General features: G+C 27.2%; 17 protein-coding genes. 6 read left to right on the forward strand and 11 right to left on the reverse strand.

The window, feature by feature from the left end:
* Positions 1 to 245 precede the first annotated feature (245 nt).
* Positions 246 to 1,268 carry a DUF2806 domain-containing protein gene (locus tag F811_RS0108235; protein WP_020004774.1) on the forward strand — a complete coding sequence of 341 codons (1,023 nt, stop codon included), beginning with the start codon at positions 246 to 248 and terminating at the stop codon, positions 1,266 to 1,268.
* Positions 1,269 to 1,560: 292 nt separating this feature from the next.
* On the opposite strand, the gene F811_RS15665 is transcribed toward F811_RS0108235, so the two are convergent.
* The 4 genes from F811_RS15665 to trhA all read right to left on the reverse strand — a co-directional run bounded on the left by F811_RS15665 (position 1,561) and on the right by trhA (position 6,093).
* Positions 1,561 to 2,229, reverse strand: a complete 669-nt coding sequence (locus F811_RS15665; RefSeq protein WP_020004775.1) for a helix-turn-helix domain-containing protein — start codon at positions 2,227 to 2,229, stop codon at positions 1,561 to 1,563.
* A 183-nt stretch (positions 2,230 to 2,412) separates the two neighbouring features.
* The gene (gene uvrC / locus F811_RS0108245; protein ID WP_020004776.1) at positions 2,413 to 4,254 is read right to left on the reverse strand and encodes an excinuclease ABC subunit UvrC; all 1,842 of its coding nucleotides are present in this window, start codon (positions 4,252 to 4,254) and stop codon (positions 2,413 to 2,415) included.
* Between the two features lie 24 nt (positions 4,255 to 4,278).
* The gene (mnmH, locus tag F811_RS0108250; protein WP_020004777.1) at positions 4,279 to 5,319 is read right to left on the reverse strand and encodes a tRNA 2-selenouridine(34) synthase MnmH; all 1,041 of its coding nucleotides are present in this window, start codon (positions 5,317 to 5,319) and stop codon (positions 4,279 to 4,281) included.
* 81 nt (positions 5,320 to 5,400) lie between these two features.
* Positions 5,401 to 6,093: a PAQR family membrane homeostasis protein TrhA gene (trhA, locus tag F811_RS0108255; RefSeq protein ID WP_020004778.1), complete on the reverse strand. Its 693-nt coding sequence runs from the start codon at positions 6,091 to 6,093 to the stop codon at positions 5,401 to 5,403.
* A gap of 414 nt (positions 6,094 to 6,507) precedes the next feature.
* Here trhA and F811_RS0108260 point away from each other — a divergent pair, with 414 nt between their 5' ends.
* Together F811_RS0108260 and F811_RS0108265 are read left to right on the forward strand one after the other, a co-directional pair.
* Positions 6,508 to 7,542, forward strand: a complete 1,035-nt coding sequence (locus tag F811_RS0108260) for a DUF3089 domain-containing protein (protein WP_020004779.1) — start codon at positions 6,508 to 6,510, stop codon at positions 7,540 to 7,542.
* Positions 7,543 to 7,703: 161 nt separating this feature from the next.
* The gene (locus F811_RS0108265; protein ID WP_020004780.1) at positions 7,704 to 10,400 is read left to right on the forward strand and encodes a BspA family leucine-rich repeat surface protein; all 2,697 of its coding nucleotides are present in this window, start codon (positions 7,704 to 7,706) and stop codon (positions 10,398 to 10,400) included.
* Here F811_RS0108265 and F811_RS0108270 read toward each other — a convergent pair.
* Positions 10,397 to 11,014: a hypothetical protein gene (locus F811_RS0108270; protein ID WP_020004781.1), complete on the reverse strand. Its 618-nt coding sequence runs from the start codon at positions 11,012 to 11,014 to the stop codon at positions 10,397 to 10,399. The two genes, F811_RS0108265 and F811_RS0108270, sit on opposite strands and share 4 nt — an antisense overlap.
* A gap of 176 nt (positions 11,015 to 11,190) precedes the next feature.
* Here F811_RS0108270 and F811_RS0108275 point away from each other — a divergent pair, with 176 nt between their 5' ends.
* On the forward strand, positions 11,191 to 12,177 hold the full coding sequence (locus F811_RS0108275; RefSeq protein ID WP_020004782.1) for a PSP1 domain-containing protein: 987 nt from the start codon (positions 11,191 to 11,193) through the stop codon (positions 12,175 to 12,177).
* A 76-nt stretch (positions 12,178 to 12,253) separates the two neighbouring features.
* Positions 12,254 to 13,246, forward strand: coding sequence for a tryptophan--tRNA ligase (gene trpS, locus F811_RS0108280; RefSeq protein ID WP_020004783.1), 993 nt, complete (start codon positions 12,254 to 12,256; stop codon positions 13,244 to 13,246).
* A 371-nt stretch (positions 13,247 to 13,617) separates the two neighbouring features.
* Here the strand turns inward: trpS and F811_RS0108285 are convergent, their stop codons facing one another.
* From F811_RS0108285 to F811_RS0108310, 6 genes are all read right to left on the reverse strand, one after another.
* The gene (locus F811_RS0108285; RefSeq protein WP_020004784.1) at positions 13,618 to 16,158 is read right to left on the reverse strand and encodes an ATP-dependent DNA helicase; all 2,541 of its coding nucleotides are present in this window, start codon (positions 16,156 to 16,158) and stop codon (positions 13,618 to 13,620) included.
* Between the two features lie 78 nt (positions 16,159 to 16,236).
* On the reverse strand, positions 16,237 to 17,421 hold the full coding sequence (locus tag F811_RS0108290; RefSeq protein WP_020004785.1) for a CapA family protein: 1,185 nt from the start codon (positions 17,419 to 17,421) through the stop codon (positions 16,237 to 16,239).
* A 51-nt stretch (positions 17,422 to 17,472) separates the two neighbouring features.
* Positions 17,473 to 18,873: a hemolysin family protein gene (locus tag F811_RS0108295; protein ID WP_020004786.1), complete on the reverse strand. Its 1,401-nt coding sequence runs from the start codon at positions 18,871 to 18,873 to the stop codon at positions 17,473 to 17,475.
* A 19-nt stretch (positions 18,874 to 18,892) separates the two neighbouring features.
* A complete protein-coding gene (locus F811_RS0108300; RefSeq protein ID WP_020004787.1) occupies positions 18,893 to 19,579 on the reverse strand; it encodes a peptidoglycan recognition protein family protein in 687 nt (228 codons plus the stop codon).
* Between the two features lie 11 nt (positions 19,580 to 19,590).
* Complete coding sequence (locus F811_RS0108305) at positions 19,591 to 20,091, reverse strand: chemotaxis protein CheX (RefSeq protein WP_008726787.1); 501 nt, start codon at positions 20,089 to 20,091, stop codon at positions 19,591 to 19,593.
* Between the two features lie 325 nt (positions 20,092 to 20,416).
* Positions 20,417 to 21,142, reverse strand: a complete 726-nt coding sequence (locus F811_RS0108310) for a hypothetical protein (protein WP_020004788.1) — start codon at positions 21,140 to 21,142, stop codon at positions 20,417 to 20,419.
* 334 nt (positions 21,143 to 21,476) lie between these two features.
* On the opposite strand from F811_RS0108310, the gene dnaE reads away from it, so the two are divergent.
* On the forward strand, positions 21,477 to 25,199 hold the full coding sequence (gene dnaE, locus F811_RS0108315) for a DNA polymerase III subunit alpha (RefSeq protein WP_020004789.1): 3,723 nt from the start codon (positions 21,477 to 21,479) through the stop codon (positions 25,197 to 25,199).
* Positions 25,200 to 25,369: the final 170 nt, after the last annotated feature.

Below are 25,369 nucleotides of genomic sequence, written 5' to 3' on the forward strand. Positions count from 1 at the left end.
ATAAGATTTGCATATATTATATTCATCAAAACTTTTACTTAATACTTCATACCATTTTTGATTTATTCCTGATTTTTTAAGAATATCTTTTGTAAGCATTATATACCTGCCTTCATTTAATTATATTCAGATTATAGATTTTTAATGAACTTTTATAGACTAAAGATTTTTAGATTTTTCATATATATTGACAAAAAATATTAAAGATTTATCATTTATACATAGTCTTTTATAAGGGAGTTATTATGTATATAAATATATCTTCTAAAGTCATAGAAAAATTGATTGATACTATAAATTCTAGTATAGGTGAATGGTTAAAACCAATGCAAATGAAAAGAATTGCTGATGCTAAATCTTATGAAAGTAAATCTGAAACAGATAGTAAAATATATGAAATAGAAAAAATATCAGAAATTATAAGTAAAAATCAATTATCTAGTATAAATTATGATAATAATGGTATAAAAATAAGCAATGAGCATTTATTATTAGTAGAAAATACAATAACAAGATTAATAAAGCAGGAATTATCAAGAACTTCTAATATTCAAAATGTTATTGATAAAACTTATGATATATTAAAAGATGAAGAGGATGTTTCTGATAAACCTGTTACTAAAGATTGGACATTTAAATTTTTTCGTGCTATTGAAGATGTAAGTGATGAAAAGATGCAGGATTTATGGGCTAAATTATTAGCAGGAGAGATAAAACAGCCTGGTAGTTTTTCATATAGAACTTTAGAAACATTAAAAAATATGACTTCTGATGAAGCAGAATTATTTACTAAAGTTGCTAAGTCATTATTTCTTGGTAGTCTCAATAGCTCTTGTTTATTTAAAAATATTGACTTAATTGCTAAAGAAGGTATTTATTATAAAGATATATTAAAGTTTATGGAAATTGGATTAATAAGTAGCTCTGAAGAATCACAATTAAAGATAGATGACAATAAATTATCAATTGCACTTTTTAATAAAAATTATGTATTTGAGGCTAAATTGGTTAATAATGTAGAAACTAGATATTTTCATATAAGTATTTATCTAATTTCTGAAATAGGAAAAGATATATTAAAATTAATTGATGATAAATATAGTAATGATGAGTTTTTTAAAAATAATATAAAAGAAATAAGAGATAATATAAAAAATATATATAAAGATTCTGTAAAGTTGAAACTTCAAAAAATAAAAAATATAGATTTAGAAAATAATATTATTTATCCTATAGATGAAAATGAAAATTTAATTAATGATATATAGTTGTTGTTTATAAATTTCCTAAAGCTAGTTTTACTAATAATTGTTTAGCTGCTTCTATAGCTACATTACAAGTGTATCTTTAATTAATTTATACTTTTTTATTATCTAATTTCCTAATATTTTATGATTAAATTATATATTAAAATGAGTTTTTTCATCGTTTTATATATAAAAATTATTAAATTAATTGCATAATGTGTTGGTTCTTTTTTTTTACATTTCACTAAATACCGCTTTATCCCGTTAAATCCCTATTATTCGCTGTTGTGTGATGGTCTATTGCTTGGATTTATCACCATATGCCTGATAAATTATCTTTATCTTTAACTTTTTGTTTTGCTAAATTAATACAGCCTTTCCAATCATACTTCCTATCTTCAAAAATTGATTTAATCTCTTCCTGCTTGCCTTTAGTCTTAAAAGAATGAAGCTGATATAATTTACTCGCCTTATTTCCAGTAAGAAAATTAAAAGTATCGATAAGTTTATTAATAAATAAATCAAAATCAGGAGAGAGAGAATATTGTTTATTATCTGTATTATTTAATTTATTTGTATATTCTTTTAGTTTAATATCTTTATTATTTAAGTTATTATATTTATTATTATCTTCTTCTTTTTTGTCTATACCGTCACTGAAATTTTCACTATACTGTATAGGATTTTTTGCTGGTACAAGGTTAAATTTTTTTATATATATTTTTCTCTTTTCATTATTTTGTTTAGTTTTGTCATATACGCATTTTATGTAATTATATTTTTCAAGCTGTTTTACAGACCTTGAAATAGTATCCTTACTCACAGAATAAATTTCTGCAAAATAATTATTATTAGCCCAGCAGTAGCCTTTATCATTGGTAAGTGCTGCTATTTCTCCGTAAATGAGTTTTGATAATGATTTTAATCTCTTATCATATCTTACACTTGAAGGTATTATAGTATAATAGTTTTTATTATTCATTTTTAAGCCTCTAAAAAAAAAAAACTTTATACTATATACAAAAAATATAATAAATTATAAGTTTATATTAAATGTTTTTTTTAATTTTTTTATTTTTACATTGTAACTTATAATGTCTTATATTTTTTATATAATATATAGGATTATAAATATCTTAATAAAAAACTTATAAAAACATTTTTACTATTTATGAAAATGATCGTAAATATTGTTAGCTACTTTATAACTAATGCCCGGTATATTTCTTATGCTTTCAAAAGATGCATTTTTGATATTATCTATATTTATAAAATGAGCATATAGTTTTTCTATTCCTTTTTTACCAAGTCCTTCTATACCTTCAAGTTCGCTTTTAACCATCTCTCTGCTTCTTTTCTTACCATGGCTGGTATTAACCCATCTATGCGTTTCATCTCTTACCTTCTGTAAAAAAAGTCTTGCAGGTTCATTATCACTAAGTCTTACAGGTTCATTTCTATTTGGTAAATATATCTCTTCAAATTTTTTAGCTAATGCCATTATAGGCTGCCCCTTTATATCGAGTTCTTTCAATGCCTCTATTGCTGAATTAAGCTGTCCCTTTCCTCCGTCTATAAGTATCAAGTCTGGAAAAGTAAGATTCTCATCTCTAAGCCTTTTATATCTTCTATATACTGCCTCTTTTATAGAAGCAAAATCATCTATTCCAGTAACTGTTTTCATATTAAATATTCTGTAATTTTTATTATCAGATACTCCATTAACAAAACGTACCATTCCAGCCATAGTATAGCTTCCTTGAATATGGGCTATATCGAAAGATTCTATTATACTAGGAGCTTTTTTAAGTTTAAATATTTCCTGAAGCCTTGTTATACCTAAAGGAACTTCTATGATAAGTGCTTTTTCTTTAAAAATATGTTTGGCATTTTCATTTGCTATAGCCATTAAACCTTTTCTGCTTTTATCAAATTTTATATCAACTTCTCTGCCTGATATTTGTTTTAAATAATCTTTTATAATATCAATATCCATAATAGCAAAATCTACAGATATGGATGCAGGTATCAAATTAGCATGGGTGTAATACTGAGTAAAGAAAGCAGAAAGTATCTCAGAATATTTTGATACGCCTCTTTCTGCATAATATTCATCATTATTAGGAGACTGCATACTGAAAGTTTTTCTGTCTGCAAGTTTACCTCCTTTAACTGATAAAATAACTATTATATAATTTCCGTTTTCTCCATAAGCTCCTATTATATCAATATCATCACTCTCTGGAATATATATGCTCTGCTCTACTGTTATATATTTAAGCAAATCAATTTTGTCTCTCAAATCTTTTGCAGCCTCGAATTCTAACTTTTCCGCATGCTGAAACATCTCCTGTCTTAGTCTGGCAGAAAGCTCATCAACATTTCCTTCAAGCAGCATAATGGCATCATCAATAGTTTTATCATAATCTTTTTCATCTATCAAATCAGCACAAGGAGCAGTACATTTTCCTATATGATAATAAAGGCAAGGTCTTATAGGCTTTTTTAATGGAAAATCATATTTGCATCTTCTTAACTTAAAATTCTCTACAACAAACTTCACTATATTATCAGCCTTCTCAGCAGCAACATAAGGTCCGTAGTACTTTTTATATTTTTTAGCATTTTCTTTATCTATAACATTTCTAGCTTTAATTACTCTTGGGAAATGTTCATTTGTTACAGCTATAAATGGAAATGATTTCTGGTCTTTAAGAAGTATATTATAATGAGGCTTATGCTTTCTTATCATCTCCGCTTCTAATATCAAAGCCTCAACCTCATTTTCTGTGAGTATATAATCAATATCTCTTATATGCTCTACTAATGCTGTAGTTTTAGCGTCTTTATTTGAATTATTAAAATATGATGATACTCTTTTTTTTAGAGACTTTGCTTTACCTATATATATTATAGTTTCTTTGCTGTCTTTCATAAAATATACTCCAGACTTATCTGGAATACGTTTTAATTTTTCATGTATATAACTTTTAATTTCCTGATTCATAATTTCTTATTACTACTGCCCAAATTAACATTTCACTCTTGCTAATATTGAATCTACTATCTCATCAAAGTTCTGATTTTTACATTCTATAGATACAAGTCTATCTTCATCATTAGTAATACTAAGTTTATAAGCCTTATCATAATAATAAAGCATATTTAGTACGCATTCATACATTTTTCCGCTGTCAAGCAATTCTAATGATTCCTTTAATCTCTCACCGCCTAAGCGTTTTTTTATTTTTAATATTGATTCTCTTAAATCATCAATGCTGTATTTTCCATAAGTATTAACTATATAGAGAGCCCTGCATTCCTGAGGTATATCCAAATAAATTATCTTCTCAGCATCTCTCATATTATTAAATAATGATTTAGGTATAGCACGCTTTCCTATAAGCAGACTCTCATCTTCAAACCATAAAACAGAATTAATATCATATTTAGAAAGTTCACAAGATAAAAGATTCTCAAATTGTTCCTGACTAGGCTGTTCGCCCTCATTTATCCAGCCGAATGCTGATCCTTTATGTTTGGCTATTTTCTCTAAATCTATTACATTGAAGCCTTTATCTTTTAATCTCTTTAATATAAGAGTTTTTCCGCTTCCAGTTCTTCCAGTAAGAAGGTATATTCTATATTTTTTTTCAAATGAAGATAATACATAATTCCTATATTTTTTATATCCGCCTTCAAGTACATAAACATCATATCCGTAGCTCGAGCAAAGCCAAGCAACAGACTCACTTCGCATACCTCCTCTGAAACAATGCATAAGTATTTTATTTGTATTATTATAATTTTTTGCTATATCGTCTATACTTTTTAATATATCCGTCATTCTTACAGATACATATTCTAATCCTTTTAATACAGCCTCCTTTCGTCCTACTTGTTTATAAATAGTGCCTACATTCTTACGCTCTTCATCATTAAACAAATAAACATTATATGCATCTGGTATATGAGCATGTGAATATTCTATAGGAGAACGTACATCTATTATTGGTAAATTCTCTTCTCTTTGCATTTTCAAAAAATCGTCTATATTAATACGCTTAACCATTTATGCTCCATCACTGAAAGGATAACTTTATAATAATATAGATAAAATAAAAAATGTAAAGTGTTTTTAAGAAAAAATAAATTATATAACATAACTATATAAAAACCAGTAATGAGCAAAAGAGCCTGCAAGTACAAATATATGAAATATGTCATGCGTAAACTGTTTTGATTTATCATTAAACCTCTTACCCAATGCATATAAGAAAGCACCTATAGTATAGAATATACCTCCGAATATAAGCCAATTCAAATGAAGCACATCAAAAGAATTTAATAAAGGTTTGAAAGCAAATATTATTATCCAGCCCATCAATATATACAATAGCACTCTTAAATATATATTTTTGTACTTAAAAACTGTGTTTGACAATACCCCTATCAAAGCACAGCCCCATATAACAGATAAAATCAATATACCAATATTTTTTGGAAGAGAAAATATACAAAGCGGAGTATAAGTCGCTGCTATAAAAATATATATTCCTATATGATCAAATTTTCTAAATAATTTTTTTACCTTTCCGTCTGGGAAAAAGTGATATAGCGAACTAAATGTATATAAAAATATTATACCCGCACCATAAATTATAACTGGCATAGGATTGCCATGAACTTTTATAAGCATAAGTACAAGTCCTGCTATACCAAGCAAAGCACCTACTCCATGTGATACTGCCGAGTAAATCTCGCCTATTTTTTTATTTTTTTTATCTATTTTTAATTTATTATTATCTAATCTATTAATTAACTGAACTGCTGAAGTATTAGCCATATATTTATCCTCCATTATTTATTATTTTATTTTTGATATTCTAAACAATATCTAAATAAAATAAATAAGTTAAAATAACTATGTTTAGCGATTATTATTAGCTAATTATTACTATTTTATTAAAATCTGGTTAAAAATATATAAGTAAATTATTCAGAAATATAATTTAATATACTTTTTTAGGTTTTCCTGTAGAAAATAATATTTCTTCTTGGTATATATAAAAATAAAGAATTACAAATAATATTATATCATATAAAAAATTGACATATAACAATTTATTTAAGAGTGCAGATATAAAACAATATTTATTAAAAAAAATTATATCTAGTTATAAAACATAAGTATTTGATGATTATTGTCTTATATATTAGAATACCCAAAAATTATACTAATATACTTAAGGAGAAAATTATGATAAAAATAAAATTATCAATAATATCTTTAATAACTATTTTAATACTCGCATGTTCTCAAAATAACAATGAAAATGTTAAAACTAATAATAACTATTACTCGGAAAATATTGATTATTCTGATTCAAATAATTGGCTTAATCTTCCTAACAATAACAATGGAAATGTAGACATATTTTATCTGTATCCTACTACTTGGGCAAGCGATGACAGCAACTTTATGATATGTCCTATAGATTATACTCCTATGCGTGCTACGGTAACAAATAAAGTAATTATGCATACTAGTATGTTTGAAGAATATGGAAATGTATATGCACCTTTCTATAGACAGGCTAATGCATTGTACTTACTAAATCAAACTAATAATATAAGCAAAGAAGAATTAAACAGTTATTTATTCTCTATTCCTAAAGATGATGCTATAGCCGCATTCGATTATTTTATAAAAAACTATAATAACAATAGACCTATTATATTAATGGGACATTCTCAAGGTGCTATGATGATAAAAGAGATATTGAAAGATTATTTTAAAGATAATGAAGATTTGCAGAAAAGACTAATAGCTGCTTATATAATAGGGTATTCTGTAACTAAAGAGGATATAGAAGAAAATCCGCATTTAAAATTTGCAAGCAAAGAAGATGATACTGGAGTTATAATTTCTTATAATACAGAAAGCCCAGATTTTAACGGCTATAATCCTACCCTTCTTGAAAACTCTATAACAATTAACCCTATTACTTGGACTTTAGAAGAAACTTTAGCACCCAAAGAATTGAGTTTAGGGGCAAATATTACTAATGAAAATACATTAATCAATCAAATTACTAATTTCTCTGATGCTAGGGTTGATAAAGTTAGAGGTGTAATTAAATGTTCTACAGCAGACACTAACATATTTTTTACAGATAGAGCAGGAGTTTTTAGCAAAGGTATTTTCCATGCTTGGGATATAGAACTTTACTATTTTGATTTAAAAGCAAATGCCAAAAAAAGAGTTGAAGCATTTATGAAACAGAATTATTAAATATTAAAATAATAACAATTATTATTTATTGCTGATATTAATATAAAAATTAAATATTAGTTATGTTATAAGTTTTAAAGCGATAAACTAGCAACAATAATAATTTATCATTTTTTCACATAATAGGTTTTAATTAAAAAACTTATTATGTGAGTTATATTATGTCTAAATACAAACCAGAAACAAAAGAAGAACTACAAAAGTTAGTACAAGATGAAAATATTTGCTTGGGTGATATTGATACGAGTTTAATTACCGACATGAGCGGACTATTCTCATTTGAAAGAAGAAAAGATTTTTCAGGCATAGAAAATTGGAACACTTCTAATGTTACAAGTATGAGAGGAATGTTTTATAATTGCTATAGTTTTAATGAAGATATACAAAAATGGAATGTTTCTAATGTTAAAGATATGGGACATTTATTTTATAACTGCATAAATTTTAATCAAAATATTTCTGAGTGGAATGTATCAAATGTTACAGATATGCGGGGAATGTTTAATGGATGTAAAAATTTTAATCAAAATTTAAATTCTTGGAATGTATCTAAGGTAAAAGAAATGGTTCGTACATTTGCTTATTGTTCAAATTTCAATCAGCCTTTAGATAATTGGGATACTTCTAATGTAATAAGTGCTACTTGTATGTTTATGAATTGTAGAAATTTCAATCAAAATATTAATAATTGGAATGTTTCTAAATTAGAATATGCAAATAATATGTTTGAAGAATGCTGGAATTTTAATCAGCCTTTAGATAAATGGAATACTTCTAGTGTAATAAGTACTGCTAGTATGTTTAAGCATTGTATAAACTTCAATCAAAATATTAATAATTGGAATGTTTCTAAATTAGAATATGCTAATAGTATGTTTGAAGATTGTTATAGTTTTAATCAGCCATTAGATAAATGGGATACGTCTAATTTAAAGTATATATCAAATATGTTTAAATTTTGCTATGAATTTAATCAGCCATTAAATACTTGGAATACATCTCAAATTATAGAAATGGATTATGTTTTTGATAAAGCTAAAAAGTTTAATCAGACTTTGGATAAATGGGACACTTCTAATGTAGTATCTATGCAATGTTTATTTTATGATGCAGAAAGTTTTAATCAGCCTTTGGGTACTTGGAAAGTTAATAAAGTAGAAAATATGATTGGAATGTTATTTAGAAGCGGCTTTCAGTATTATGATTCTTTAGAGAATTGGAATATTGAATCTCTTGAGTATTTAGGCGATTGGTCTGATGTTATTTCTAAAAATATAGATAAATTAAGTTTGAAATGGATTTTATATTTATATGCTTTTGATAATGAAAATAAAAATATAATTAAAAAAATAGAGGATAATATAAAAGAGATTTATAAAATAGCTTCAGAAATAAAAAATAAAAAAGTTCAATCAGCTAAAAGAAAATTAGAAAATATTTATTTTAATGATTTAAAAGAATTTCTTAATTATCAATTATTTGATACTATTGAACAATATGAAGAAAATATTAAATTAAGTAAAAAAGATGAAAAGAAAGTTTCTTATATAGAAAATTGTAATGTATTAATAAAAGATAAATCAAGAGATGTTGATATAAAAGTTATAAAATATATATACTTAAAATATTTGGAACTTAAAAGAGATATTTATTATTTGCTTGAAATTAATTCTATTATTAATTTACTTGACAGAGAAAGTTTTTTGACTTTTGCTAAAAATATTTATATAGAAACACATAAAGAAGCTGCTGCTGTTGTTTATAGTTTATACAGAGGAGATGAGGCTTTAAGAGAAATATACAAAAAAGAGAAAGACTCTAATTTCTTTTTGATAATTTTATCATCAGTAAAAACAACAGAATATAGTATTAAATTATTATATGATATCTATTCAAAAACTAAAAAATCAGAAGTGAGAGAAGAGGCTTTTAATTTACTAAATAAAATATCAAAAGAAATAGGACTTGATATTGATGATTTAGAATTGAAATTTACTTCTAATTTCGGATTTGATACAAAAGGTGAAAAAGTTATCAATGATGATTATAAATTGATTTTAAATAGTGATTATTCTGTGAATGTATTTGATATAAAAAATAATAGGGTATTAAAGGCAGTACCTAAAAATTTTGATGATAACACAAAAGAAGAAATAAAATATGTCAAAAACGAAATTCCAAAAGTGATAAAAAAACTTTCTATAAAATTAAATAAATCATTGATGTATGAGAAAAAATATAATTATAGTCTTTTTAAAGAAATATTTATTGATAATCCTTTAATGAATAAATTTTCCTCTTCACTTATTTGGAATTTGTATGATAAAAATAATCTGTTTTTAACAACATTTAGATACTCTAATGATGGAAGCTATTCAAACTGTGAAGATGAAGAAATTAAAATTAATGATGATAGCTTTATAGGTTTAGCAAGCCCTATAGAAATGAATGAAGAGACTATAAATAAATGGAGAAAACAATTAGAAGATTATGAATTAATCCAGCCTATACAGCAATTAAGTATAATAAAATTAGATAAAAATAATTTAGAAAATGAAATAAACAAATTACAAAACATAGAAATATCTTACGGTACTTTTAAGGCATTCGGTGCTAGATATTCAATGACTCCTAGTTATTTAGAATATGGGGCAGTTGAAAGTTATAATTTAAAACTAGATAATAATGACTATTTTGAAATAAAAATAAATGCAAATAATGATATTGATTATAAAGATAAAGTTAAAATAAATATACAATCCTCTAATGAAAATAATACTAAAGTTTCAGAAAGATTTGTTTATACTTTACTTATTTTAATGATTTGGGATTTTAGGCTTACAGAATTATTTGATTAAAACAGCACTCCTACAAGTTCTATTTTTTCCCAATCAATTTCATGCTCTGTAGGCACTGGATAACTTTCCCAATCGGCATTTACAGCAGGTACCCACTCTTTGCCTCTGCCGTATCCGTTTTTCCTAAGCCAATGAGATAGTCTGTCCATATAACCAGCATCATATGATTTTGTTATATATAAATTATTATCTTCTATCATCAAACCTATAGGCAGATAAATACTTCTGTCTGGGAAATTTTTAGAAAAGTAATAAGAGTAATCAAGATACAATATTGAATAATCATTCTTTGTAACAGCATCTTCATACAAATTAAATGATGGAAGACTCTCTACAATATAATTTTTAAGAGTAAAGTTTTTATAATAAAATGCCTGATTATGTTCTTTCATCAAAAATAATGTGTATTTGATTTTTGATTTATAACCGTACACAGTCAATGTCATATTAGCTTTTTCATCAAAGCGGTATATATTCTGATAATCGTCAGAGGCTACTTTATTTTTTATAAGTTCTTTCCAATAGTATGCATTATTAGTTTTTAAATAAATTTCTGGTGTACTCGCACAAGAAATCATAAAAAATAATAATGTAAACGATAAAAATACCCTCATAACAAACTGCTTAAATACTCTTAAAACATATATGATATACTATATAAAATATTTATCAATGATTTTTATATTTTTTTATAGTATATCAAAAAATAATACTTGCAATTATATCAACTTAAAAATAAAATATAATATCTATAAATTTAATATTTTTATTTAATTCGGAGTGAGTATTAATGATAAAAAATATAGCCCATATAAAATTTAGGGGTTCTAATATAGGAAAATTTGAACATTTACATATAGAAAATATTAAGGTAAAAGATGCCTGTGTTATAGAAACAGATGAAGGTATAGAAATAGGTCATGTATTAAACTTTGAAGATATCGATGTAGATTCATTAGAAAATGAGAATAATGAAAACATAGAACATCATGAAACACATAATGATGAAGCTTCACATGATGAAAATATATCTGCAGATGAAGAATTATCAGAGGAACTCAAAGATATTGTAGCTGCAGAAGAAAACCATAATGTAAAACCAAAAAATAATAAAAATAAAATATTTAATATACTTAGAATAGCCGATGAAAAAGATTTAGAACAGCATAGAATAAATACAGAAGATGCAGCAGAAGCATTTAAAATATGTAAGGAAAAAGTTAATAATCATAATTTAGATTTAAAATTAATAAGCTCTTATTATTTTTTAGACAGAGCAAAACTTTTATTTGAGTTTATCGCTGAGGAGAGAATAGACTTCAGAGAATTAGTAAAAGATTTAGCAGCACATTTTAAGACAAGAATAGAATTAAGACAAATAGGGGTAAGAGATGAAGCTAGATCTATAGGCGGATGCGGAATATGTGGAAGGGAATTATGCTGCAAAGTAATAAGAGGAAAATTTGAAACTATAACAATAAAAATGGCAAAAGAACAGGGAATGCTTTTAAATACGATGAAAATATCAGGACAATGCGGAAGATTGATGTGCTGCTTGGGACATGAATATCAGGCTTATTGTTCATTAAAAAAAGATCTTCCTAAAGTTGGAACTAAATTAGTATTTAACAGCGTACCTGCTGTAATAAAAGACCTTAATCCTTTAAATAAAAAATTATTAATAGAGACAGAGGATAAGAGACTTTTATATATTAGTGTAAGCGATTTAAAAACCAATGAAGAAGGTTTTTTAATTGCAAATATTAAGGCTGAATAAAATGTATAATAATAAAAATTGTAAGCTTTTAATAGTTTACAGTTTTTATCAGAAATAAATTAAATGGAGTTATACTATGAAAGTTATGTTAAGCGGAATACAGCCTACTGGTTCACTTCATATAGGTAATTATCTTGGTGCTTTGAAGAATTGGGTTAATATACTTGATGAGTATTACGGATTTTTTTGTATAGTTGATTATCATGCTATTACTATAGAATATGATGTTACACAAATGCAAAAAAGGATAATGGATGCTGCAGTACAATATTTGGCATGCGGACTTGACCCTAAAAAATGTTCTATATTTGTACAATCTGATGTAAGAGCTCATACCGAACTTGCTTGGATATTTAACTCTATTATACCAGTTGCAGAATTAGAAAGAATGACACAGTATAAAGATAAATCAAGAAAAAATGCAGAAAATATTAATGCAGCACTTCTTACATACCCTTCTTTGATGGCTGCTGATATTTTGCTTTATCACCCTGATATTGTACCTGTTGGAGAAGACCAAGAACAGCATGTTGAACTTACTAGAATGATAGTAAGAAAGTTTAATAACAGATACGGAGAATATTTTAAAGAACCAGATACTTACCATGGTAAGGTTTTAAGAATATTAGGTTTGGACGGTCAGAATAAGATGAGTAAATCTTTGAATAATCATATAGCATTATCTTTAACTGATGAAGAAACTGAAAAATTAATAATGCAGAAGGCTATGACTGATACAAATAGAAAACTAAAAACTGATGCTGGTAATCCTGATATATGTAATGTTTACAGCTATCATAAAATATTTTCAACTGAAGAAGAGCAAAAAGAAGTATGTGAAGGCTGTAAAAATGCTTCTATTGGCTGCGTACAATGTAAAAAAATGCTTGCTAAAAATATAAATAAAGAATTAGCACCTATCAGAGAAAATATCAATAAATACTCTAATGATAAAGACTATGTTTATGATGTATTAAAAGAAGGAGCTAAAAAAGCTTCAGAAGTGGCAGAAAAAACTTTATATGATGTAAGAAAATTAATGGGATTAGTAGACGATAAAAGAAAATAATATTTAAGTATTCCAAATAAGAAAAGACTGTTAATTAACAAATTAGCAGTCTTTTTTGTATTCATAAAATCTATAAAAATTATAAATAGACTTGTTTCAAAACTACTCAACAATATTAAGTATAAAATTATGTAATTTTGAAAATTATGAATATTATGTTTTACATATCGTATATTTTTTTATTTTAGTATATAAAAATGCAGTCCTTCGCGTCTGCGGGCTGTGCCTGATTCTTTGTGGCACGCCATGGGCAGACAGCGTCCAAAAGAAGTGGTGGTTCGCAGGGCTAGTCCCCGAAAGTAATAAAAATATAAAAACTAATTTTGACAAATTATAATTGTTTAGGTATATACTAAAAATTTTAGTATATATTAATAATCAAAGAAATTATTCATATCATTAAAAATTTCTTTCATACTTGCCTTTATAACTTTAGCATTAGGAAGAGATTGAATGAATTGAATGCCGTAATTTTTGGTATAGAGCCTTTTATCTAGAACAAATACAACCCCTCTGTCATCTTTGCTTCTTATAAGGCGTCCGAAACCTTGCTTGAACTTTATAACGGCAAATGGCAGAGCATAGTCCAAAAATGCATTTCCTCCATTTTCTTCAATGTATCTGTATCTTCCTTCGCTTATAGGGTCAGTTGGTACAGCAAATGGCAGTTTTGGTATAATAACTACTTCCAAATTTTTACCCGCTACATCAACACCTTCCCAGAAAGAATCTACTCCGTAAAGTACATTATTTGAAGACGATTTGAACATATCAAGCAGAGTATGTCTATGTACAGAGGCTGTCTGAGCCAAAGCATTAATATTTTTACTCTTTAATTTTGTAGCTGTGTTTTCATATACACTCATAAGAGATGAGAAAGAAGTAAATAATATAAAAGCTCTTCCGCCTGTAATATTGCATACATCTAATAGTACTTTTGATGTAAAGTCATTAAATGTATCAGAGGCAACATCGGGCATATCAGCTGCTATATAAAGCCTTGCATTGTCCTCATAATTAAAAGGTGATTCCAAATATATTTCTATTTTTTTATTTTTTTCTATATAATCAAACCCCAGTCTGTTTGAGAAAAAATTAAAACTTTTTGATACAGTTAAAGTAGCAGAGTACATTGCCACTGTATCAAATCTTGAATATAGAAAATCATTTAAATTTTTTGCTACTGTTACAGGCGTCAAATGCCAGTTTAGTATAAGACTTCCTTTTTTTGTGAGCCTTGTTTCTATCCATCTTATATATTCATCTTTTTTATAATCTATTATTGCGTTTAAAGATACTAATTGTCTTTTTAGTCTCTCTAAATAGGCATTTGCCATTTGTGCTATTTCTTCATAATCAAAATCTTTTTCAATGGCTATATCAAAAAACTTTTTGTATAATTTATCGCAAATATTTACAAGAGAAGTCATTGAAAGCACCATCTCTCTAAGAGGTTTTAATCCATCATTTTTCCAATGATTAGTACTTACAAGTTCTGGGCTTATTCTGAATTTATAGCCTAATCCTTCTTTTGTCTGTATATTTTTATGGCAGTAATTCATAAACTCTTTTGTTTTATCTTCAGTAACATTTCTTACCCTTGAAGTTAAATCATGAGCTTTATTTATTAAATCTAGTATTTCATCATATTCATGCTTTTCAATTAATGATTTTTTTTCATTAAGCATATTGTTAATACTTTCTATAATGCCAAGTCTTTTATTTTTTTTAATTCTTGATATATAAAAAAGTGCCTTTGATATTCCGTTTTTACTTCCTTCATCTCCAAAGTAGCTTGAAGCAGAGTTTTCAAAATTATGAGCTTCATCGATTAAAACTTTTGTATATCTTGGAAGAAGGCTGTAACGTCCTGCTGTTTCTGCATATAAAGATAAATCCGCACATAGTATATGATGATTAACTATTAATAGTTGAGCTGCATTTAACTGCTTACGCATTTTATAAAAATAACAGTCTTCTAAATATTCACATTTTCTATGAGTACAGGTATCAGTATCGCAGGCAACCATTTCCCATAATTCACCTTGAGGTTTGTATCCCAAATCTGTTATAGAACCGTCTTTAGTTATACTAAGCCAATTATTAATATCTTCAAAAAATCTTACCTGCTCTTCAAAGTCAAGTCTGTCAGTATCGTTTAAAGCATCTTTTACTTTTTTTATGCATACATAATTGTTTCTGCCCTTAACCAAAGCATATTTAACATTCGGAGCAATTCCTCCTATAATAGAAGGTATATCCTTTGATATAATCTGTTCCTGCAAATTTATAGTGTTTGTAGAAATTACTATTCTAGTTTTATTTTCTTTAAGCCATAATAAAGCAGGTACTAGATATGCAAAAGATTTTCCTATTCCAGTGCCAGCCTCTGATATTAAATGTTTATTATTATTAAATGATTCAATAGTAGCTTCAACAAGTTCTGTCTGTTCTTGTCTGTATTCGTACTTTTTTAATAATTTGCTTAATGTGCCGTTTTCTGTGAACATATATAAAGCATCTGGCACATCTATTGTTTTTATATTTTCTGCTTTTATAGGCTTTACTACTTCATAATACTCATCAACATCATTATTAACTATATAAAAACCCACTCCAGCATTATTTCCAAGTTCGCTTGCTATTGCCAAATCTGGTCTTGAAGGTGTAAGCTGTCCAGATGGGTGATTATGAATTACAGCGTCAAACTCTAATGATAATGATATTATAGCAGGTACGGAGTCTTTGTTTCCTCTTGCCATAACCTCTATATAATCAAGTATTCCGTAGGCATTAAAATTTATTCCAAAGTATACTTCATTACCATAAGCATCTACTATTGCTTTTCTCATATAACTGATTGCGTTTGTAGAAAATACGCTGTCTATTTCTCTGTCATAATTATTACTCATATAGGTATAATAATATAGTATATATTGAAATCTTTGTCAATAATTTTTAATTATAAAATCTAAATAATATAAGTATTCTTAATTATGTGCCAAACTTTCATTAGAAACAGTATTATTATGATTAGTTATATCAAATGTAAACATAGTTTTTACTTTTTCATTTGTCAAAGGAGAGTAAAAATTATGTATAAGTTCATATCCTTTTTTAATGGCATTAGTGTCATAAGCACTATAAACATAATTGCTTGATAGAGTAGGCATACTAATATTAGGGTCTTCTTTTATAGGCTTCATTACTACTTCAAAGCCATTTTGTTTGAAGAAAGCATAATAAGTTGGGACATATGAAAAACTAATTTCTCTGTTTTCATTTATATTTAATGAAACAACAGTACCTATGTCGAGATAAGGGTATCTTCCTTTATGATTTGCAATAAAGTTTCCAAGAGAATATATTATTATACCGCTGTGATTAGTGCCTTCATATATCTCTGCGGGTCTTGGTACATGCGGGTGATGACCTACTATTATATCAACTCCGTTTTCTATCAAAGCTCTTGCGGTTTTTATTGTATCTTCTTCTGGAGCTGTTGTATATTCTAATCCAAAGTGAAGAGATATTATTTTTATTTCATTGTTTGTAGCAAGTGCTAAATCAGACTTTACTTTTTCTATTAAATCTTCCTGTTTCGGATAAAAGTTCATAAAGTAGAAATAATCATTTTTATTTGTTTTATGGCTAAGTCCGTTATCAAGCATAGTATATGCAGATATAAAAAGAGGTATGTTATTAATATTTGTTATAATGGGTGCTATGTTAGGAGAGTTAGTAGAGCCTCCTAAAGTTAATTTATTATTTCTATGAAGTTCTGCTACAGTTTCAGCTTCGGCCTGAGCTCCTTGATCATAGGCATGATTATTAGCAATAGAAAATGTATTAAAATAGTTAAAGAAATATTTTAAATAATCTAAAGATCCGTTAAACTCTGGATAAGGCATTGGAGGTTTATTTGTATTAACAACAAACTCTAAATTGGCAAAAACAATATCACCTTGAAAATACTCTTTTAAATCTATTAATACATCATTACTTTGAAAAGCATTCACTATAGTAGGGTGCGTCATTATATCGCCAGTAAATACCAACTGAATACTTTTCGGAGGTTCTGGTATTTTTTGTTCTTTTTCTTTATCATTTGTTTTGTCAGAGCATGATAATAGAGAAAATATTAATAGTATAGTAATGATTATTGTTTTTATCATAGTTTAGCCTAATTTTGATTTGTTTATTTTTTATTTATATTATTTATTATCTTATTCATTTACAATTTCTAAATCATTTTTTTCTATATCATGAACATCTTGAGTTTCATTATTTTCATTTGTTTCATTAGTATCGCTGCTTCTTGTATATTTTAGAGGCGTGAATTCTATTTCTACTATTCTTCTATCTTCAACTTTCATTATTCTTCCTCTGTATCCTTTTAATATAAAACGTTCATTAGTTTCAGGTATATGATCCAGCATATCAAGCACATATCCAGCTATGGTTTGATATTCTTCATGTTCTAATTCTAATTTTAAAGTTTTATTAACATCTTCTATAGAAGCATTACCATTTATAATAATTCTTTTTCCCTTAAACCTTATAACATCAGCTTCTTTTTTATCGCTTTCATCTTCTATATCGCCCATAATCTCTTCAATAATGTCTTCCATAGTAACAAGTCCAGCAGTTCCGCCATATTCATCGATTGTAATTACCATTTGCAGTTTCTTTTTCTGCATATCAGTAAATAAGCTGCTTATAGTTTTGGTTTCAGGTACAAAGTATGGAAGCATTATATAATCAATAGCTTTCTTTTTTAATTTACTTTTTTTAGAAGAGCCTTTGACATATTCTTTAAATAAAGCTCTTGTATGAAAAATTCCTATTATATGGTCAACAGTTTCTTCATATACTGGAAATCTTGATAGCCCAGTTTCTACAGTAAGTCTTATAATTTCATCAACATCAGTTTCTGCTTCTATACATACCATATCTACACGAGGAGTCATAATCTCTTCTACAGTTTTATTCCTAAAATCTATTACCCCAGTTAAAAGTTCATGTGTATATTCTTTTATTATACCTTCTTTATGTCCTAGATGAATTATAGTTGTAATATCGTCCATACTTGATAATGCACTTCTTTTTTCTGTATTTCTTAATTTTTTTGGAACGAAGTAATTCATTATAAAGGTAGTTATTTTATCCATTAAAAAAGTGATAGGCTTGAATATAAAATGACAGAATTTCATAAAATAAAGAAGATAAGGCATCATCTTTTCAGCATTAACTCTCATAAGAACTTTAGGCAGTATCTCACCAAATATAATAATAAGTACTGTTATTGTAGCAGTTGATATAGTAACCATCAAATTTGTGGATATATGAGGTAATGCTTCAGCAAGCCTTATTGCAAATACGGTTATAATAGAACTTGCTGTGATATTTACAATATTATTTCCTACAAGAAGTGTAGGTATCATAGAACTAGATTTTCCCCAGTATTTTTTATCTTCTTCTTTAATTTTTTTTTCTCTTACCAAACGCATTAATGTAACATCATCAATAGATGTATATGCTGTCTCGCTTCCAGAAAATAAAGCTGAAAGCATTATAAGTATAATAATTGTTAATATTTCAAATAAATAAACTAATATCATTTCCATAATTTATAACCTTGTATATTTATATTCTTTTTCTTAATTCCTGCATAAAGTTTGTACCCGGATCTTTCTTGCTCGGATTAATATATTTTGTATTGAGTTCTTTGTATAGAGAATAATGCGGAAGAGTTTTATCTTTATATTCATAGTGAGCTATAACATATTTAATGCTTTTGTATTTGTTTTTCAGATATTTTATTAATTTAACATTTGCCTCTAACTGCTCTTTTGTGAGTTTATCTGCATATCCTATATTTTCAATACTAATTGCTGTATAATTAAATCCTACAGTATGTCTGGCTATATATTCAGTAGGAGTATTGGCATATATAGTACCGTCAAAATCCACCATAAAATGAGTACCTACATTAACTTCGCCGCCAGCCTCTATATCTGGTCTGCCATAAAGCATATCATTTTGAAAAATATTTGCTGTAACTTTTAGATTTGGTGTTTCTGCAGAGTGAACAACAATTATCTGAGGATTTTCCAAATATATTAAGGGCTGTCCGTAATGTACTTTTGTATATTCGGATAATAATTTGAGCCTTAGTGAATTCGGAGTTATTTTGTAATCATTATTAATAATTAATTCTTGAGTATTAGTTTGTATATTATAATCGTTAGTATATTTTACACTTCCTTTTATAGTATTATTGCATGACAATATACATATTATGATAAATATACCGATTATATTTTTTAACATTTAATTATCAATTAGGCGTCCATAGCAATATTAACGCTTACAAATCCTAATGAAGATTGGAATGGTATAATGATAGTTTGTAAGTTTTTAGGTATTATTTGTATTTCTTTACCGAAATAAAGTATAGGAGGAGTTATATCGCAGCTAATACCTTCTTCTGCCAATTTAGTTATAGCAAGACCGCTTATAGTGTTTCCCATCTCATTAATAACACTTCTCATCATATCTTCAAAATCATCTTCAGAGTCATATTCTCCGCGTTTTTTATCTGTAAGATTTTCAGTTAGAAGCTGTGAAAAGTTTTCCGGGAATTCGTATAAAACCTGTCCATTAACATCGCCCACAATTCCTATAGCAACACCATATCCAGAGAAAAGTTTACGCCCCTGACCTTTAACAAGTGTACCCTTTTCCATAGTAAGACCTGCCATTTCTTTGAATATTGATACTAATGATACTATGAATGGATTGATAAATCTTACATCCATAAATTTGATAGGAGTTGTAGCCATGTTTGTTTCCTTAATTTTTTATTTCTTTATAATTAATAATAACATAATTAATTATAACATAGTTAATTTTTATTTCAATAATAATTAACTTAATTTAAATTATATTATTTAAAACAAAATTGTCAAATTTGAAGACTAAAAAATATCTAAATATTCTGCTTATAATATAACTAAAAAAATAATTTCCCTTCATGTTTTATAAAATACGAATTATGTTTCAATTGTAAAACTATTTAATAATATCTATACAAATAGCATATTCACATTATTAAAGTAATAAATCTTATAATTAATTGAGAAAAAATGATATATTAAAAATCAATTTTTATTTGAAATTACATTCCTCTCGTAATTTATCTAAATACTCATAATATAGTTTAGCTCTTTGTAAATATCCAGGGTGATAAATTCTAAAAGAATTGTAAGGCAATACAGAATGTTTTAATCTAGCAAATTGACTTATATCATAACCTAATACATTACTAAACTCTACCCCAGATAATTGTTTTTTTATATCATTATCATATCTATAGCCAGTTAAAAATAATACTATATCAGGATTAATTATCTTAATTTCATCTTCTAATATATTAAATTCTTCATCAATTATTTTTTGAATATTTTCTTCTAAATATTTTTTAGGTTCTTCATCAAAAGAGAATTTTCTTAAATTAGTCCATGCTAGATATGATTTTTTAGTTTCATTTTTATCACACTCATTGATAGATGCACAAAAATTATATGGAAACGTAAATATAGGAAATTGTTCCCATCTTCTAATATTTTGAAAACCTAATGTATATCTCATAGATTCTTTTGGAGATGAGAAATAAGCCCAACCATTATTTTCTTGACCTATCATAAGGATTTTATGATTAGTTTTATAATAATTGTAAGGGATAGAAGATAAAAATAAAACAAGAGAATTTTCATTATCATCTGCTATATTAAAGATTTTTTCTACGATGTTCCATTTTGATTCATATAGTTTTAATAATTCATTATTATTTTTATCATTTTCAAACCATTTAGTTAATTCTTCATTATTCATTTTTACCTCCAAAAAATAAAAGTTTTATATAATATAATATAATATAATATAATATAATATAATATTGTCAATATTTAGTTATTTTAATTGTTGTTTAAATGCGTAATTTTTTATATTTTTTACTATAAATAACTATATTCTTAAATCTAATATACTTTAAAATTAAATTAATAATTATTAAAATAGTTTTAAATTGTATAATAGTAAATTTTACAGCAAATATACCGTAAATATTTATAGTAAAAATATAAAAACTATTTATATATTTTTTATGAATTTAACTTGATATTTAACTTAAATGATATAGAATAGGACAAGTAAATAGGGGTTTAATATGTCATTTGTTCACTTGCATGTACATACACAATATTCAATACTTGACGGAGCTTCACGCATAAAATCTCTTTATTCTAAGAAAGATAAAAAGAAAAGACTTATACCAGGTTTGATAGACAGAGCTGTAGAGCTTGAAATGCCTGCTATAGCAATTACAGATCATGGTAATATGTTTGGTGTTATGGAGTTTTTCTCTGAGGCTAAAGATAAAGGTATTATACCAGTAATAGGATGCGAGCTTTATGTAGCCCCTAAAACTAGATTTGATAAAAAGATAGAAAACTCAGAAGAAAAAAGTGCTATGCATCTTATTCTTCTTGCTAAAGATAAAGAAGGTTATGATAATTTATGCAAGCTTGTAACTTTCGGATATACTGAAGGTTTTTATTATCGTCCTAGAGTAGATCATGAACTTATAGAAAAATATAATAAAGGATTAATTTGTTTATCTGCTTGTATGGGCGGAGAAATACCTATTGCTATAAGAAAAAAAGATTATAAACAGGCATCAAAACTAGCTGAATATTATAAATCTATTTTTGGAAATGATTTTTACATAGAGCTTCAGGATCATAATATCCCAGAAGAAAAATCATTAAACAGTGCATTATATAAATTAGCCAATCATCATAATATAGAAATGGTTGTAACAAATGATGTTCATTATGTATTAAAAGAAGATGCCAAAGCTCATGAAATACTTCTTGCCATACAGACAAAGGCTACTTTAGATTCTCCAAGAAGATATAAGTTTCCAAGTAATGAGTTTCATTTAAAAAGCAAAGAAGAGATGATGAAGTCATTTGCAAAACTCCCTAAAGCATTTGAAAACACTGTGAAAATAGCAGAGCAATGCAGAGATTTGAATATAATGACTAAAACTTATTATATGCCTAATTATGAACTTCCAAATGGCGAAACAGAAACTACAGCACTTAGAAATATGTGTATGGAAGGGCTTAATAAATATTATAACAATAATATTCCTAAAGAGGCTATGGAAAGGCTTGAAATGGAATTGGGCGTTATAGGTAAAATGGGTTTTGAAGGATATTTTCTTGTAGTTCAGGACTTCATCAACTATGCCAGAAATCATGATGTTGCTGTGGGACCTGGCAGGGGAAGTGCTGCTGGATCAATAGTTGCATTTGCTACTGGAATTACTAAAGTTAATCCTCTTGATTATAATTTGCTTTTTGAAAGATTTTTAAATCCAGAAAGAAAGAGCATGCCCGATATAGACGTTGACTTTCAAGATGATAAAAGAGAAGTAATAATAGATTATGTAAAAGAAAAATACGGTAAAGACAATGTTGCTCAAATTGCTACATTTGGTGCTTTGGGCGGACGTTCTGTTATAAGAGATGTTTGCCGTGTTATGGGTATAGACTTAGCTACTGCCGACAGACTTGCAAAGGGTATACCTAATGATGTAAGCAGGGTAGTTGATATATATGATCACCCAGATTGTGCAGAGTTTAGAAAAGAAATAGAAAGCAGCAGAGAATTAAAAAACATGTATGAGATATCTACAAGACTTGACGGATTGGTTAGGAATGTAGGCTTACATGCTGCTGGAGTTATTATATCTTCGCACCCTATAATGGATTTAGCACCAGTATATCAGGATTCAAAAACAGGCACTAGGGCTTGTCAGTATGAGATGACTTATGTTGAAAGTGCGGGTCTCATAAAAATGGACTTTTTGGGCATTAAAAACTTAAGACTTATAAAAGATGCCATAAAAGATATAAAAGAAAGATACGGTATTGAAATAGATATTGATAAAATTCCTTTAGATGATGAAGCTGTTTATGATATATTTAGAAAAGCTGATACTGGAGGCGTTTTTCAGTTTGAAAGTCCAGGTATGCGTCAGATGCTTATTAATATTCAGCCTACAGGTTTTGATGACTTGGTTTCTAGTGTTGCATTATACCGTCCTGGTCCTTTAAACTCTGGTATGGATAAAGATTATGCCGACAGAAAAAATAAAAGAAAAGAGATAGTATACAAACACCCAGATTTAGAGCCTATACTTAAAGAAAGTCAGGGAGTATTAATATATCAGGAACAGATTATGGCAATAAGCCGAGTTATAGGCGGGTTTACTGCTGCTGAAGCTGATGATTTAAGAAAGGCTATGGGTAAAAAAATCGTAGAGAAAATGAACTCTATGGAAGAGAAATTCATTAACGGCGGTCTTGAAAGAGGTTATGATAAAGAGTTATTAACTTATTTATTTGATACAATGAAAGGTTTTGCTGAATACGGTTTTAATAAATCGCACTCTGTTTGCTATGCTTTAATTGCCTATCAGGAAGCATATATTAAAGCACATTATCCTATGGAATATTATGTTGCACTTCTTAATACTGTTATAGCTGATACTGATAAAATATCTTTATATCTTAATGAAGTTAAACAAAAAAATATAGATATAGTTACAGCAAGCGTTTTTGAAAGCAATGCATTATTCTCTCAGAAAAATGGAAAGATAGTTTATGCTTTGCATGCTGTTAAGGGTGTAGGTCTTCATGCTGCTTTGGCTATTGAAGAAGAGAGAGAGAAAAACGGACAATTCAAAAACTTGGAAGATTTTGTTAAACGTGTTGATGTTCATTTGGTTAATAGAAAAGTTTATGAAACATTAATTAAATGCGGTGCTTTCTCAGAGTTCGGACATACTGAAAGTGCTTTGCTTGCCTCTCTGGATGCAATACTCGCTCATGCTTCCAATTATCAAAAAGAAACTTTATCTGGTCAGACTATGCTTTTTGATTCTATGTCTGAAGATGACAGCGGAAGTGCTTCACTTGTTATAGAAAAACAAGTGGAATATGCTTCTAATATTTTAATGGAAAATGAAAAGGAAGTTTTGGGATTTTCTTTAAGATATCATCCTTTTGCAAGATATATTAGTAAAATTGATTATAAATATTTTAATAATACTTTGGATATCGATAATTTAAAAGATAAAGACGAGTTTTTACTTCCTTGTGTAGTTATGTCTGTAACAGAATCAACTACAAAGAAAAATACTCCTATGCTCACATTAAAAGTAATAGATTTATTTACTGAGTATGTATTTTATATTACAGCTAAAAATCAGATAGATAAATATAAAGATATGATCTCTGAACAGGTTGGAATATTAATAAAAGGAGGCAGAGAAAAAAATAGATTCTCTGATAAAATATATAATAATATCTCAGACATAAAATTATTGGATAGTTATTTAAATGATAAAAATCTTAAACTTAAAGAAGTTAAAAGAGATAATATAAAAAGAGATAGTGTATCTGAAGTAATTTCTGATAGTAAAAATGATAATAAAGCAGTTCAGTTAAATAAAAATGATTCACCATTTAAAAATACTTCTAATAAAGAGAACGATATTAAACGCTCTGATAATGTTGTTTCTAATGCAGCATTTACAAGCAGACCTAATAACAGTATAGCAGTTAAGCATACTAACAGCGGTAAAAAGCAATTGGCCCTTTATGTTAATAAAAATATCTTTGATGATATGGATTTATTATGTCTTCAAAATGCTATATCTTCAAATCCGGGGGATTATACTATATTCTTAAAGTTAAAATCTGAAAGCGGTACCGAAGTATTCAAGATAGGTGAAAATTATAAAGTTGATCCTAATCAGAGATTTTTAAATGAAGCTAAAAGTGCATTAAGATCATTAATAGAAATTGAATATGCTTAAAAAATATTAGACTTGTTTCAAAACTAAATTTGTTAATATTTATAAATTTTTATTTAATATTTTTTAATTATAGTTGGGGCTTTGCCCACCGCTCTGCGTGCTTCGCAAAACCCCAGTTCTTTTATGACGTCTGTCCGCCTGTGGCGTGGTATAAAAGAACCAGGCACAGC

This window comes from Brachyspira innocens ATCC 29796 (assembly GCF_000384655.1).
GTDB lineage: Bacteria > Spirochaetota > Brachyspiria > Brachyspirales > Brachyspiraceae > Brachyspira > Brachyspira innocens.

Excerpts from the sequence above, each read along its gene's own strand:
- F811_RS0108235 (WP_020004774.1), top strand. The coding sequence starts at position 246 with ATGTATATAAATATATCTTCTAAAGTCATAGAAAAATTGATTGATACT.
- F811_RS15665 (WP_020004775.1), bottom strand. The coding sequence starts at position 2,229 with ATGAATAATAAAAACTATTATACTATAATACCTTCAAGTGTAAGATAT.
- uvrC (WP_020004776.1), bottom strand. The coding sequence starts at position 4,254 with ATGAATCAGGAAATTAAAAGTTATATACATGAAAAATTAAAACGTATT.
- mnmH (WP_020004777.1), bottom strand. The coding sequence starts at position 5,319 with ATGGTTAAGCGTATTAATATAGACGATTTTTTGAAAATGCAAAGAGAA.
- trhA (WP_020004778.1), bottom strand. The coding sequence starts at position 6,093 with ATGGCTAATACTTCAGCAGTTCAGTTAATTAATAGATTAGATAATAAT.
- F811_RS0108260 (WP_020004779.1), top strand. The coding sequence starts at position 6,508 with ATGATAAAAATAAAATTATCAATAATATCTTTAATAACTATTTTAATA.
- F811_RS0108265 (WP_020004780.1), top strand. The coding sequence starts at position 7,704 with ATGTCTAAATACAAACCAGAAACAAAAGAAGAACTACAAAAGTTAGTA.
- F811_RS0108270 (WP_020004781.1), bottom strand. The coding sequence starts at position 11,014 with ATGAGGGTATTTTTATCGTTTACATTATTATTTTTTATGATTTCTTGT.
- F811_RS0108275 (WP_020004782.1), top strand. The coding sequence starts at position 11,191 with ATGATAAAAAATATAGCCCATATAAAATTTAGGGGTTCTAATATAGGA.
- trpS (WP_020004783.1), top strand. The coding sequence starts at position 12,254 with ATGAAAGTTATGTTAAGCGGAATACAGCCTACTGGTTCACTTCATATA.
- F811_RS0108285 (WP_020004784.1), bottom strand. The coding sequence starts at position 16,158 with ATGAGTAATAATTATGACAGAGAAATAGACAGCGTATTTTCTACAAAC.
- F811_RS0108290 (WP_020004785.1), bottom strand. The coding sequence starts at position 17,421 with ATGATAAAAACAATAATCATTACTATACTATTAATATTTTCTCTATTA.
- F811_RS0108295 (WP_020004786.1), bottom strand. The coding sequence starts at position 18,873 with ATGGAAATGATATTAGTTTATTTATTTGAAATATTAACAATTATTATA.
- F811_RS0108300 (WP_020004787.1), bottom strand. The coding sequence starts at position 19,579 with ATGTTAAAAAATATAATCGGTATATTTATCATAATATGTATATTGTCA.
- F811_RS0108305 (WP_008726787.1), bottom strand. The coding sequence starts at position 20,091 with ATGGCTACAACTCCTATCAAATTTATGGATGTAAGATTTATCAATCCA.
- F811_RS0108310 (WP_020004788.1), bottom strand. The coding sequence starts at position 21,142 with ATGAATAATGAAGAATTAACTAAATGGTTTGAAAATGATAAAAATAAT.
- dnaE (WP_020004789.1), top strand. The coding sequence starts at position 21,477 with ATGTCATTTGTTCACTTGCATGTACATACACAATATTCAATACTTGAC.